12 protein-coding genes and 1 riboswitch are annotated in these 13,126 nt (G+C 63.5%); of the genes, 10 read left to right on the top strand and 2 right to left on the bottom strand.

The window, feature by feature from the left end; translation table 11 throughout:
* The first annotated feature begins 223 nt into the window (after positions 1-223).
* Positions 224-309: riboswitch (cyclic di-GMP riboswitch) on the top strand.
* Positions 310-570: 261 nt separating this feature from the next.
* From KF708_03905 to KF708_03875, 7 genes are all read left to right on the top strand, one after another.
* Positions 571-756, top strand: a complete 186-nt coding sequence (locus KF708_03905; GenBank protein ID MBX3411838.1) for a Flp family type IVb pilin — start codon at positions 571-573, stop codon at positions 754-756.
* Between the two features lie 540 nt (positions 757-1,296).
* On the top strand, positions 1,297-1,863 hold the full coding sequence (locus tag KF708_03900; GenBank protein MBX3411837.1) for a prepilin peptidase: 567 nt from the start codon (positions 1,297-1,299) through the stop codon (positions 1,861-1,863).
* A 23-nt stretch (positions 1,864-1,886) separates the two neighbouring features.
* Complete coding sequence (locus KF708_03895; GenBank protein ID MBX3411836.1) at positions 1,887-2,375, top strand: pilus assembly protein; 489 nt, start codon at positions 1,887-1,889, stop codon at positions 2,373-2,375.
* A gap of 95 nt (positions 2,376-2,470) precedes the next feature.
* Positions 2,471-3,568, top strand: coding sequence for a Flp pilus assembly protein CpaB (gene cpaB / locus KF708_03890; protein ID MBX3411835.1), 1,098 nt, complete (start codon positions 2,471-2,473; stop codon positions 3,566-3,568).
* 136 nt (positions 3,569-3,704) lie between these two features.
* Entirely contained in the window at positions 3,705-5,546 is a 1,842-nt protein-coding gene (locus KF708_03885; protein MBX3411834.1) for a pilus assembly protein N-terminal domain-containing protein, read from the top strand.
* A gap of 146 nt (positions 5,547-5,692) precedes the next feature.
* On the top strand, positions 5,693-6,931 hold the full coding sequence (locus tag KF708_03880; protein MBX3411833.1) for a MinD/ParA family protein: 1,239 nt from the start codon (positions 5,693-5,695) through the stop codon (positions 6,929-6,931).
* A 105-nt stretch (positions 6,932-7,036) separates the two neighbouring features.
* Complete coding sequence (locus tag KF708_03875) at positions 7,037-7,720, top strand: HAD-IA family hydrolase (protein ID MBX3411832.1); 684 nt, start codon at positions 7,037-7,039, stop codon at positions 7,718-7,720.
* Between the two features lie 25 nt (positions 7,721-7,745).
* Here KF708_03875 and KF708_03870 read toward each other — a convergent pair whose 3' ends face one another.
* Complete coding sequence (locus KF708_03870) at positions 7,746-8,687, bottom strand: sugar nucleotide-binding protein (protein MBX3411831.1); 942 nt, start codon at positions 8,685-8,687, stop codon at positions 7,746-7,748.
* A 300-nt stretch (positions 8,688-8,987) separates the two neighbouring features.
* Between KF708_03870 and KF708_03865 the strand changes: the two genes are divergently transcribed.
* Positions 8,988-10,181 carry a hypothetical protein gene (locus tag KF708_03865; protein ID MBX3411830.1) on the top strand — a complete coding sequence of 398 codons (1,194 nt, stop codon included), beginning with the start codon at positions 8,988-8,990 and terminating at the stop codon, positions 10,179-10,181.
* Between the two features lie 69 nt (positions 10,182-10,250).
* On the opposite strand, the gene KF708_03860 is transcribed toward KF708_03865, so the two are convergent.
* Positions 10,251-10,988 carry an endonuclease/exonuclease/phosphatase family protein gene (locus KF708_03860; protein ID MBX3411829.1) on the bottom strand — a complete coding sequence of 246 codons (738 nt, stop codon included), beginning with the start codon at positions 10,986-10,988 and terminating at the stop codon, positions 10,251-10,253.
* A 134-nt stretch (positions 10,989-11,122) separates the two neighbouring features.
* On the opposite strand from KF708_03860, the gene KF708_03855 reads away from it, so the two are divergent.
* A complete protein-coding gene (locus KF708_03855; GenBank protein ID MBX3411828.1) occupies positions 11,123-11,584 on the top strand; it encodes a hypothetical protein in 462 nt (153 codons plus the stop codon).
* A gap of 146 nt (positions 11,585-11,730) precedes the next feature.
* Positions 11,731-13,095 (top strand): PQQ-binding-like beta-propeller repeat protein, encoded by a 1,365-nt coding sequence (locus KF708_03850; GenBank protein ID MBX3411827.1) that lies wholly within the window; start codon positions 11,731-11,733, stop codon positions 13,093-13,095.
* Positions 13,096-13,126 lie beyond the last annotated feature (31 nt).

Genomic DNA, 13,126 nt, shown 5'->3' with positions numbered 1-13,126 from the left:
AAGCCTGTCATATCCCTTACGAGTAGATAATTCTCAGATTTCTTGAACTCGTCGATTTGACAGCAGATGAAGTTGACCTAGTGTTCACTCCAGAGGCAGAACGCATCGACGAACTGTCTCAGCGGACGCAGACGCAAATCTGCTCCGCAGGTCCTTTCTTGAAGTTTCGTGTTTCACATCGTGACTGTGAGAGAGGCCTGAGCAAGGCCTGCCGCCTCATCGTCCTCGACAAAGGCAAACCGGTCGTCAGGCCGGGACGCAAAGCCAAGGGCCGTACGGCATCGTTCGTGCGGAAGCCTGGCTGCCGAAGGGAAGGGAATCGTGGCGTCGCGCGTTCGCGTGGCGGTACGAGACCCGTGACCGCGCGAGTGGTCGTTTCCGCAGGCACGCCGAATGGCGAGAGGCGCGTTTGTAACATTGGGTTCCGGAGGTACATCGGCAGGCCGACGTCAAAGACCCATTTGGCGCCGTACCACCCGGGACCCACATTTGTTTCAACATGGCGCATCGAGTAGTGAAGCTTGTCTTCCAGAGTACTGGGTCGCCACAAAGAAAGATCCGAGGAACACCATGAGTCTGCTCGCCAAGAAAGTCCAACGTTTCCTGGTTTCGGAAGATGGCCCGACCGCGGTCGAGTACGCCGTGATGCTGGCGTTGATCGTGATCGTCTGCTTGGCCGCCATTAACCAGATCGGTCAGAACGCGAACACCACGTTCCAGAACGTGGCCGGCTCGATCGGCGGCTCCGGCACCTAGTTGTCCGCCCTGTCACGAGCCGTGCGTCGCAAATTACGCCACGGATCGTTCCCTTGGGGGCCCGGCGTTCGGGCCCCCAAGGGTTTTTTATTGCGCGGCGCGAAGCTCGTCGCGATTCGCCACCGCGTGGAGATTGTTCGCCGGCGCGTCTTCGTTCCGCGACCTATGTTTGCGATAGAGCCGGCTTGCGCAGCGTGCGCGAATTCGTTGTGTCACGCGATCACGCCGGCCCACCCGACCAGCCGTAGAGAGAAACCTCGATGTATCCCATTCTGCCGATCGACATGATCAGCGGCGCTTACGAGACGATCTTCCTGCTCGTCACGTCGGTGCTGTCGCTGGTGGGCTTCCTGGTGACGACTCGTTCGTAGTCGCTCGCGCGCCAGCGCACGATGACACGAGGGAGCGACTGCCAGTCGTCGAGCGACCTCTTTCCGCGACTTGCCGGTTCACGATTCAACCTCAGCCATGTTCGCGACGCACGCCGAGCGCGTGTTGTGGGCGAAGATGGCCCATTCCTCACCGCATACGGATGGAAGCATGACCGACACACACACCCTGGCGGCGACGCTTGCCGAAACCTGGCCCGTCTGGTTCGTCACCGTGACCCTTATCGTCGCCGCGGTGATCGATGGTTACGCACTCAAGGTCCCCAACTGGATCACCTACCCCATGGTGTTCAGCGGCTGGGCCTACAGCGGCATCGCCTTTGGCTGGGAAGGCCTGGGCTGGAGCCTCGTCGGCACGATCGTCGGCCTGGCCCTGTTGCTGCCCTTGTACTCGATCGGGGGCATGGGCGCGGGGGACGTCAAGCTGCTCGCCGGGGTCGGCGCGTGGGTCTGGGCGTCGGTCACGTTCTATGCCTTCTGCCTCTCGGCAATCATCGGCGCGATGATTGCCATCGGCATGGTGCTCTATCGCCGCGCGTGGCGCAAGCACCGCGATCAAACCATGATGATCCTGGGCGAGATCATGACGATCCGCGATCCCAATCAGCTCGCGGCCATCGCCGCCGAGCGAAAAAGTTCGATGCTCTTGCTGCCCTATGGCATCCCGATCGCGATCGGGACCATCGCCTACTTTGCCTGGACGGGGATGCTCCTATGAATTCACACGCTTTCACCCCCACAATGGCCGTCGTCAGCGCTGCTGTCAGCGAAGTGCCAGCAACAAACGGCGGCACGCCGCGACCAGCCAAACTGGAGAAACTCTGCCGGATTTGCCGAAAGTATCGACGAGGAGCCGCCGCCGTCGAGTTTGCGCTCGTCGCGCCGATCCTGTTCCTCGTGATTCTGGGAATGCTCGAGTTTGGCCGCATGCTCATGGTTCAACAGGTCATTACGAACGCCTCGCGTGAGGGAGCGCGACGAGGAGTGCTCGACGGGGCAACGACCAGTGAAATCACTACAGCGGTTAAGAGTTACCTGACCGGAGCGTCGGTGAAGGATGCGACGGTAACGGTAACTCCGAATCCGCCTAGTTCCGCCGGTTTTGGCGAACCAGTGACGGTTACCGTGTCGGTTCCTTTCAATAAAGTGACTTGGCTTCCAAAGCCAATGTTCTTATCCGGAAAGACATTGTCGGCGCAGTCGGTCATGCGCCGCGAAAGCGCCCAGTAAAGCACGAGTCGAACCACGAAGATTGCCGCCTCGGCAAGGCGTCGGGCACGAAGCCCCCACAGGCCAAGTCGCGCGACACCGCGAGGGAGTACTGCATGCGTCCTAAATCGATCATCTTGTTGGTGCTCGCGCTAGGCTGTGGCCTGGTCGCCTCGATCGGCATCAATCAGGTGTTGGCGAATCGCGGCAAGATCGAGGTTGCGCCGGTCGGCGAGACCGAGCCGATCTTCGTCGTTTCGTCCGACGTGGGGATGGGAGAAGAGCTCACGCCCGAGAACATCAAGCTCGAGGCCTGGCCCAAGGACAAGGTGCCCACCGGCGCGATGACCAAGCTCGAAGAGATTGAAGGCCGCCGCACCCGCACCCGCCTCTACGCGGGCGAGCCCGTGCTCGAAGCCAAGCTCTTCTCGCAAGGCGCCAGCGCCCAGGGGGGCTCGGTCCTCATTCCCAAGGGCATGCGCGTCGTCTCGGTCAAGGTCGACAACGTGAGCAGTTCGAGCGGCATGATCCTGCCGGGGGACCGCGTGGACGTGCTCGTCCACATGGTGGCCAACGAGGGGCGGGGTATCCCGCAGACCGCCACGCGCACCGTGCTGCAAGACGTCAAGGTCTTTGCGGTGAACGACCTGTACACACGCGATCCGCGCGACAAGGACGAGACCTCGATCTCGGCTAAGACGATCTCGCTGCTCGTCACGCCGCAGCAGGCCGAATTGATCACGCTGGCCAGCGAGATCGGCACGATTCGCCTCACGATGCGGAGCCTGGAAGACGACGGTGCGACCGAAGCCGGTGGAGCCGCGATCGACGAGTTGCTCGGCACGTCGAAGTCGAACCGCGCGGATGAGAGCCTCGTCGCCGATGACAAGCAAAAAGACGACTCTCTGCTGTCGCTGCTCGACGGCAAGCCCGAGCCGAAGGAAGAGCCCGCGGCCGCGCCGGCTCCTGGCTGGAAGATGTTGCTCCTGCGAGGCGAGAACGCCGAGCAGGTGGAGTTTGACGCGGGGGGCGGACTGCCACTGAAGGTGACCCAGGATCCGGCCAATCCGCCGGCGGCCCCGGTCTCCTCGGACCATGACGACGCCGATTCCGGGGATTCGGATTCGGCCGACGACGGCGATGACTACTCGGACGACGGCGATATGGATGGACCAGACTCGACGTCGAACGACAATCACGGCGAGAGTGAATAACGCTCGCCACGAGCCGCCGCGGTTCTCAGGATGAGGACAACTCAGCGGCTCACTTGGCGTGAAGCTTGCTTCGCGCCGCCACGGATGGTTGACACGGACGGTCTACTGCGAAACGGATGCCGCAAGGAATACACGGATGGTAGCCCTCTTTCTTAGCCGGGCCACGGCCCGCCGCGTCTTTGGCGCCATGGCTGGCTTGCTCGCCTTGTGCGCCGCCCATAGCGCCCTGGCGCAGCAGACCGTCGCGACGCAACCCCTGCAGAATCAGGCGATTCTCTTCAACGTGGGGCATGCGCCCGAGCGATTGGAGATGATCGTCAACACGAGCCGCATCCTCACGCTGGACTCGAAGATTCCTCAAGCGCAGGTGAACAACCCCGAGGTGCTCGAGGTCACGCCCCTCTCGCCCACCCAGATCCAGGTGTTTGCCAAGAAGGCGGGCGTCACCCAGGTCAACCTGTGGGACGAACAGCAGCAGATTCACACGATCGACGTGATCGTCTTTGGCGATGCCCGCGAGTTGGCCATGCTGCTCGAGACGCAGTTTCCCAACGCCGCGCTGAAAGTCGTCCCCACGGCGAACAGCGTCGTCATCTCGGGCTATGTGGACAACCCGGAAGACGTCGGCCGCATCATCCAGGTTTCGGAAGACTTTTATCCCAAGGTGATTAACAACATTCGCGTGGGGGGCGTCGACCAGATTCTACTGCACGTGAAGGTGATGGAAGTCTCGCGCACGAAGCTCCGCACGCTCGGCTTCGACTTCGTCTGGACCGACGGCTCGTCGTTCGCGGCCTCGAGCATCGGTGGTCTGCTGCAGTCGGTCTCGAGCGGTAGCAGCGCGATCACTGGCCTGGGTCAAACGGCCTCGTTCGGCATCGTCGATTCGAATAGCGCGTTTTTCGGGTTTCTCGACGCCCTGCGAGAGAACCAGTTGATGAAGTTGCTCGCCGAGCCGGACCTGGTCACGGTCAGCGGCCGCCCGGCCTTCTTCAACGTGGGTGGTGAATTCCCGATCCTCGTGCCGCAGAGCCTGGGCACGATCTCGATCGAATACAAGAAATACGGCACGCAGCTCGACTTCGTGCCGATCGTGCTGGGCAACGGCAATATCCGCCTCGAGATCCGCCCGCGCGTGAGCGAAATCGACAACACGCGCAGCGTGCGTCTGCAAGACATCAACGTGCCGGCGTTGCGTGTGCGCGAAGTCGATACCGGCGCCGAGATGCGGGCCGGGCAGACGATGGCCATCGCCGGTTTGTTGTACAGCCGCGAAGAGGCGAATGTCCGCCAGGTGCCGTTCCTGGGGGAGATCCCCTACCTCGGCGTGCTTTTCAGCCACAAACGAGACGAGATCAACGAGATCGAACTGCTCGTGCTGGTGACGCCCGAGATCGTGTCGGCGATGGACGCCGAGCAGGTGCCGTGCGGCGGTCCGGGCATGAATTCGTGCCCGCCGAGCGACTGCCAGTTCTATCTGCAAAACAAGATCGAAGTGCAGTGCTGTCCGGACAATCCCTGCGGCCACTGCCAGCAATGCTGCCCGAAGAGCAATCCGCCGTCGGCGGGGGCTGGCATTGGTTATCCCTTCATGATGGGTGAGACGGAGGGAGCCTTCATTGAAGACGGAGGCGCCCCGATGCTCGAGCGTTTGCCTGCGGCGGGCGAGATGGTACCCCTCCCCGAGACGCGCCCCCTGCCCCGGGAACCCATGGGGCAGCCGGTTCCCGCCACCGATCGAGCGGCGGCGAACCACCGGCGAGCGGGCTCGACCTCGGCCGTGCCTATTTCGCAACGCCGCGAGTTGCCTTCCCCGATCGACGCGCCGCGGATCAACACGGCCCCCTCTTCGAGGCGGGGAGCGCAGGATCCGCACAACCGCGTTCAACGGCCTCAGCCGGCCTCGGCGACACCCCATGTTGCCGCAAAGCCGCAATCGGGGGTCATCGGGCCGCTTGGTTATGACCTACAAAACTAAGGAGCCTTGTGCGCGGCCGGATTTTGACCGAGTTGCGCACGTTGGTCGGATGGCGCTTGGCGCGCAAACGACCCACTGGAAGAGGCTCGCCCCCAGGTCATCGGAAACCAAGCGCCGCGGCGCTGCGACCGTAGAATCAGCCTCTCATGAAAAATGTGCTTCGTCTGGCCATCGTGGACCCCACCGATAGCTCGCGCAATACGCTGAAACAGACGTTGTTGGGGATGGACCTGATCTGGCTCGAAGCGGAGTGCTCGCGCTACGAGTTCTTCGCCGACGTCGTGGCGCAAACCCAGCCTGATATCGGGCTGGTGGTGATCGACGCCGATCCCGACAAAGCGCTCGCGCTGGTGTCGAAGATCTCGGCCACGGCGCCCGAGTGCAATCTGCTCGTCGTGAGCTCGTCGGTCGATGGCACCTTGATCCTGCGCGCGATGCGGGCCGGGGCGAAGGAGTTCCTCACGCAGCCGGTCGGCCTGGAAGAGATGGTCGCCGCGATCGAACGTATTTCGTCGCAGCGTTTCGGCCAGGAGTCGCGCTCGCGCGGCAGCCACGTCATCGCGGTGGCCGGCGCCACGGGGGGCGTCGGCGCCACGAGCATCGGGGTGAATATCGGCTGCGCGCTGGCCAACGACGAATCGAACTTCGTCGCCCTGGTCGATCTGGATCTCTGCCTGGGCGATGCCGACGTCTTTCTCGACGCCATTCCCGACTACACGCTCGTCGACGTGGCGCAGAACGTCACCCGTCTCGACTTCTCGCTGCTCAAGCGATCGTTGACCAAGCATTCGTCGGGACTGTATCTGCTGCCTCGACCGGTGCAGATCGAAGATGCCAACCTGATCACGCCCGACGACGTCCGCCGCGTGGTGGGCCTGATGAAGGCCACCTTCACGCACTTGATTCTCGACCTGTCGAAGAGCTACACGCCCATCGATCGCGTGGCGCTCGAAATGGCCGATCACGTGCTGCTGGTCACGCAACTCGACCTGCCCTGCCTGCGCAACGTGGTGCGATTGATGATGTCGCTCGCCGAGATACCGGGTGTGCTCGACAAGGTAAAGATCGTCGTCAATCGCCTGGGGCTCGATGCCGGCCAGATCAGTCTCAAGAAGGCGCAAGACACGATCGGCCGCGAGATTTTCTGGAAGCTGCCGAACGACTATCGCACGATGGTCGAGGTGCGCAACAACGGCGTGCCCCTCATCGAGCAGGCCCCCAAGGCGAAGATCACCCAGAGCATGATGGGACTGGCCGACGCCTTGGTTGGCGTGCAACGTCCGCACGTGGCCGAGTCCGCCAGCAAGTCGTCTTTCTCGAAGCTGCTGAGCAAATGGGCCCACCGCGGCGCCAGTGGCGCGGAACAACCCGCCCAGGGCAAGTAGGCTCGTAGACCCCCGGCAGGTCGAGCGATAAGATCGGTGGCTGTGAGGCGGCCCTTCCGTGCGCGGTCTCTCCCCTGCCCACTGGTTCGATATCCCGCCCGATCCATGAGTGCTGCTGCTCGTCCCGCTTCGGCTCCGGCCGCCGTCACGTTCGATCTCGATGGCCTGCTCTTCAACACCGAAGAGCTCTACCAGGAGGTGGGAAACGAATTGCTGCGCCGCCGCGGCAAGGAGTTCACCGCCGAGCTGTTGAATCAGATGATGGGGCGTCCGGGGCGTGTCTCGCTGCAGATGATGATCGACTACCACGAGCTCGACGATACGGTCGAGGGGTTGTCGAACGAAACGGACGAGATCTTCCCGGCGATTCTCGACCGCGCCTTGTCCCCCATGCCTGGCGTGCTCGAGCTGCTGGCCGCGCTCGAGGCGGCGATGATTCCCAAGGCCATCGCCACCAGCAGTGGCCGGGCTTTCACGCGCGACATCCTCTCGCGGTTTCAGTTGGAACCGCGGTTCGCCTTTCTCTTGACGTCCGAAGACGTCGTCGAAGGCAAACCGAGTCCAGAGATTTACCACACCGCCGCACACCGCCACGGCGTGCCGCCGCAGAGCATGGTGGTGTTCGAAGACAGCCACAACGGCTGCCGCGCCGCGGTCACGTCGGGCGCCATCGCCGTGGCCGTGCCGGGGGGGCACAGCCACACGCACGACTTTACCGGCGCACGGTTCATCGCCGATAGTCTGGCCGATCCACGAATCTACGAGTTGCTGCACCTCGCACGGCGTTAGCCTATCGGCACGTGGCCAGTCTGCCTTAAGCCGCCCGACCGCCGGCGACGAGCAGCTCGCGCTCGAGGCCCAGCTCTTCGCCCCGTTTCTGGGCGACAAAACGCTCCAAGCCCTCGCGCAGCAATGGCATGGGCTTCTTCAACAGGCGACGCGCGCGGCGCGTGTTGAGCGAAGTTTCCGCTCGCACCGTGGACGAATCGTGCGGAGCGAGCGCCGTCGCGGCACCACTCGGGGCGTCGAAACCGGCCAGGGCCGCCAGCTCGGTCGCAAAACGCAACATGCTCGTGCGCTCCGCGCCCGTGATGTGATAGAGCCCTTCCAAACCACGCTGCTGGGCGTGCCACAACAGCTCGGCCAGATCCGCGGCCAGGATCGGCGTGGCATGCGGTTGCGGGTCGATCGCCGTGGCCGTCCCTTCGGCCAGTTGATTCCACAGTTGCTCGGCAAAGCCCACCGATCCGCCGTGCAGATTCCAACCGTAGGCAGTCGTCCGCACGATCAAGGTCGGCGTGGCCGCCAGCACGTCTTCCATCGCCCGGGCAGCGTCCGCCAAGGAACCGGGCGCGGCCGCCGTCTCATTCTCTTCGTGAAACAGCCGCGGACCCGTGAAGACGCTATCGGTCGCGATGACGGTCAATTTGCTCCGCAAGCGAATCGTGGCATCGGCCATTGCCCGGGCAATCGCGGCCTCGCGATCCGCATGGACGTGGGCCTTCTGGTTGAGCAGCACATCCCAACTTGCCTGGGAGCAACGACCGCAGTGGATGACGAAATGGGGCGCCAGTTCGACGACGGCCGCCTCGACCGCCGCCGGGTCGTCGAGATCGCACGTCTGGGTCGTCACCGCCGGAATCTGCACCGGGCGCTTCGAGGAATGCAGTCCGACCACCTCCGCGCGATCGGCCAAGACCGCGGCGAGATTGGCGCCGAGCATTCCGTCGACACCGGTAATGAGTAGCTTCTGCATGGTTCGGCCTCCTTGCCGCCCGACCTGGCAACCTACGGGTCGTTGCCATTGTCCTGGGGTGGGGTTCGTCCGAGCGAGTTACTCGCCGGCCGAATTTGCTGCCGCGACTTCCTTGCCGCATGCTAGCAGTGGTGGGGCGGGCGGCGGATTGTAACCGCACCCGGCCAGGCGCTCCAAGGCGAGTTCCACTCCGCCGAGTTCCCTTTTTCCCGTCCTGCCCCCCGCTGGCCAATTTCACGGGCAATTCGCCCGCCAGGCGATATAATCCCGAACCCCCGTTCCCATTCGTTCGATTACCGCATGGCCACCGAAGAACCGCTCGACATTATCGCCGGCGCACCGATTCGCCGCGTCACGGTCGGGCGCAACGAGTTGCGGGTCTTCGTCGAGACACCCGAGCTGGCGGCCGCCATGATGGCCGACATCCGTGCGGCCCGGCACCGGGTCTGGCTCGAATGTTACATCTTCACGTCCGACGACGTGGGCCGGGCCGTGGCGGCGGCGCTCGAGGACCGAGCCCGCGCCGGGCTCGACGTCCGCGTGCTCTACGATGCGGTCGGCTCGCAATTCACGCCGGCCTGGTTCTTCGCCTCGATGGCGGCCGCGGGGGTCCAGGTGCATGGTTTTCACTCGCTGTGGGAAGGGCTGCGGCGTTTCCGCTTTCTGTGGACGCTCAATCGGCGGAATCACCGCAAGCTGCTCGTCATCGACGACCGAGTCGGCTACTTTGGCGGGATGAATGTCTCGGCCACGGGCGATCCCCCCACGCCGCGCAGCAGGGCCGCCAGCAGCGGAGGCGGCAGTTGGCGCGACGTCCACCTGCGACTCGAAGGTTCCGATCAGGCGGCCATCGCCGATAGTTTTTCGCGCTCGTGGCGCCGGGCTCACGGTGAGCCTATCCGGCAACGGCGCCGCTCGTATCGTCGCGGCGCCATCTCCGCACGTCCCGAGGCGATCCTGTTCTACGACAGTGGTCCCGGCAAACGCTTCACGCGCGCCGGACGCGTCTTCGCGCGCGTGCTGCGCAATGGCCGCACCTCGATCGATATCTCGATGGCATACTTCGTGCCCGTCGGTCGGGTGCTGCGCGCCCTTCTCGCGGCACGGCGGCATGGAGCGCAGATTCGCATTGTCGTCCCCAGCCGGAGCGATGTGCCGCTCGTGGAATGGGCTACCCGGCATCTTTATCGCGGGCTGTTGCGGCGTGGCTTCCTCCTCTTCGAGCGCCAGATTCGTATGCTGCATAGCAAGGTGATCGTCGTCGATCAGGAGTGGACGGTGATCGGCTCGGCCAATCTCGACGCGCGCAGCCTGTATTTCAACCTCGAGTTCGTGGCGATCATTCGCTCGCCCGAGTTCGCCCGGCTGATGGTCGAGATCATCGATGAGGAAATCGGCCAGAGCGAACGAGTGACGAAGGAGAAGCTCGACGCCTTGCCCTGGTGGAAGCGTACCCTGGCGGCGGGGGCCTACCTGCTGCGTTGGTGGCTGTAAGCGCCGATCCCGGCGGGGTGCGAGAGAGCTGCACGCCCCCCTGCCCCCCTTGCTCGAAGGGCGTTTCGTCTACGAATGCCCGTTCGTCTCGGGAGGGGCGAGATGAAAATCGACGACCAGCGGCAGGTGGTCGGAGGCCGTGCGGGCCATGGGCGTACGAACGATGTGCGCGCTGCGCACCTCGAGCGCGCCGCGGTAGAAGACCTTGTCGAGCGATCCCATCGCCAGATAGGCCGGGAACGAACGGAACCTCGAGGGAGGGGAGGTGACCTGCTGAAAGCCGTGCGTATTGAGCGCGCCCGAGATCAACGTATTCCGCCAATCGTTCGTATCACCCGCGATCACGGTGGGCAGATCCTGCCCATCGCGAAACGAGCGATGCTCGAGCAGATGCCCAACCTGCCAGTGACGCTCGTAATCGGAGAGCCCCAGGTGATGGTTCACCACGCGGACGGGTCCCTCGGGGGTGTCGATGATGGCGATCTGTGCCCCACGCGGCTTCTTGCTGTTCAGTCGCAACGAGAGCTGATGGTGCCGCTGGATGGGCCAGCGCGACAGGAGGAGATTACCGTAGCCCCCCTCTTTCAACTCGACATTGAGCTGGTAGAGCTTGCCCACGGCATTGAAATAGCTCGCCAGGAACTCGGGCTGGTCCTCGTAGCGCGAGCGGCGGACGTTGCGGTCGACTTCCTGCAGACAGATGAAGTCGGGATTCTCGTGCTCGATGACCGCCAGGATGCGTTCGATGCGGTAGAGCCGATCGCGTCCGCCGATGCCCTTGTGGATGTTGTACGTCAGCAATCGCACGCCAGACTTCCCTCGGGGGAGCAATTCTCGTCAGCACTTCCTACGCGGCGCGCGGTGAGTCTGTTTCTATTATGGGATCTGGGCCGAAATCGGGCAATTTCGCTATCTCCTGTCGGCGACGTATGATGAGGAGCATGAACAAGGCCTTTGTCCGCGAACCCGACGAAACCGCCGCGTGCCGCTGCCCGCAGTGCGATTCGCCCGGCCTGGCGGTGGGGCCGGAGACGCTGGCCGCCCAATTGGGCGCAGAGGGGCGCACGGCGGTCGCGGAGAGCGCCTTTTACTGTCCTTATCCCCGCTGCGAGGTGGCCTACTTCGACGCCTTCGAGCGCGTGGTACCCGTCGATCGGCTGCGATTCCCCGCTTATCCCAAAGACCCGACCGCGCCGGTCTGCCCCTGCTTTGGTCTTACCACCGACGACATCGAGCAGGACGTTCGCGAGGGGGTGGTGACCCGGGTGCGTGGGGTGGTCGACAAGTCGAAAACGGCCGAGGCCTGTTGCCGGCAAAAATCGCCGACCGGCCAGAGTTGCGTGGCGGAGGTTCAGCGCTACTACATGCGTTTCCGCGAAACCTGGAACGCGCAGAATCGGTAACTACTCAACGAATCGAACGATCGTACTCCAAATCTTCTGTCCCTTCGCGCCCTTGGCGTCTTCGCGGTAAAAGAATGATTACCGCGAAGACGCCAAGGGCGCGAAGGAATTGAGAAGCCAACCATATCTTTTGCGGTTAGCCATCCATGACATTCGCCATGCCACGAGCGATACGAGTTGCCCTGCTGTTGAGTATCCTGGCGGTTGGTGTTTCGGCGCGCGCCGTGTTGGCCGCCGCGCCGAGCTCGAGCGATTGGCCGCAGTTTCGGGGGCCGCATGCGACCGGCGCGGTGGAAGCAGGCACGCTGCCGCTGAAATGGAGCGCCACGGAGAATGTGCGTTGGAAGCAGGCCATTCCCGGCCGGGGCTGGGCGTCGCCCATCGTGTGGGGCGATCGCGTCTTCCTTACCACGGTCGAGAGTGACGGCGACGGCGAGAAGCAGCGGCGCGGACTTTATCTGGGTGGTGAACGACCGGAGATCTCCCCGGCTGTGCATCGCTGGAAGGTGATGTGCCTCGACCTGGCCGATGGCACGCTGTTGTGGGAAAAGACCGCGCACGAAGGCCCTCCCCCCAGTTCCATTCACTTGAAGAACACTTATGCCTCGGAGACGCCCGTCACCGACGGCGAATTGCTCTACGTTTATTTCGGCAACGTCGGCGTCTTCGCCTACGACTTCGAGGGCAACCGGGTCTGGTCGAAGAATCTTGGCAACTATCCGTCCGCCAACGGCTGGGGCACGGGGGCTTCGCCCACCTTGACCGACGACGCCTTGATCGTGCTCAACGACAACGAGGAATCGTCCTTCATTACGGCGCTCGACAAGCAGACGGGCGCCGAGAAATGGCGCGTCGCGCGCGACAGGGGGAGCAACTGGGCCACCCCCTTCGTGTGGCGCACGCCGGAGCGGACGGAGTTGATCGCGTCGGGCGCCGGCCAGGTGCTGTCGTACGATCTCGACGGCAACGTGCTGTGGCAGCTCAACGAGATGTCGCGCAATGCGATTCCCACGCCGTTTGCGCATCACGGACTGCTCTATGTCACGTCAGGGCACGTGATGGGAAACAAGAAGCCACTGGTCGCCGTGAAGCCGGGAGCCAAGGGGGACATTACGCCCGTGGCCGGCGCGGACACGAGCGAGTTCGTCGCCTGGCGTCAAAAGGCCGCCGCACCTTACAACCCTTCGCCGTTGGCCTATGGCGACTATATCTACGTTGTGCTCGATGCGGGCATCATCGCCTGCTACGACGCGAACACGGGGGAAATCGCCTACGGCAAGCGTCGCATTCCCGACGGCAAGGCCTACACCGCTTCGCCCTGGGCCTACCGCGACGCGATCTTCTGCCTGAACGAATTCGGCGTGACGACGGTCGTCAAGGCGGGCCCCGAGTTCGAGGTGCTGCACACGAACCCGCTCGACGAAGAGGCGATGTGCCTTGCGACGCCCGCCATCGCGGGCAACAAACTACTCATCCGCACCGACTCGCAGCTTTACTGCATCGAGGAATGAAGAATAACGCAACCGACTCCTCGTCGTGTCG

Source organism: Pirellulales bacterium, from assembly GCA_019636335.1.
GTDB lineage: Bacteria > Planctomycetota > Planctomycetia > Pirellulales > JAEUIK01 > JAHBXR01.
This window is presented reverse-complemented; position numbering and strand designations above follow the sequence as displayed.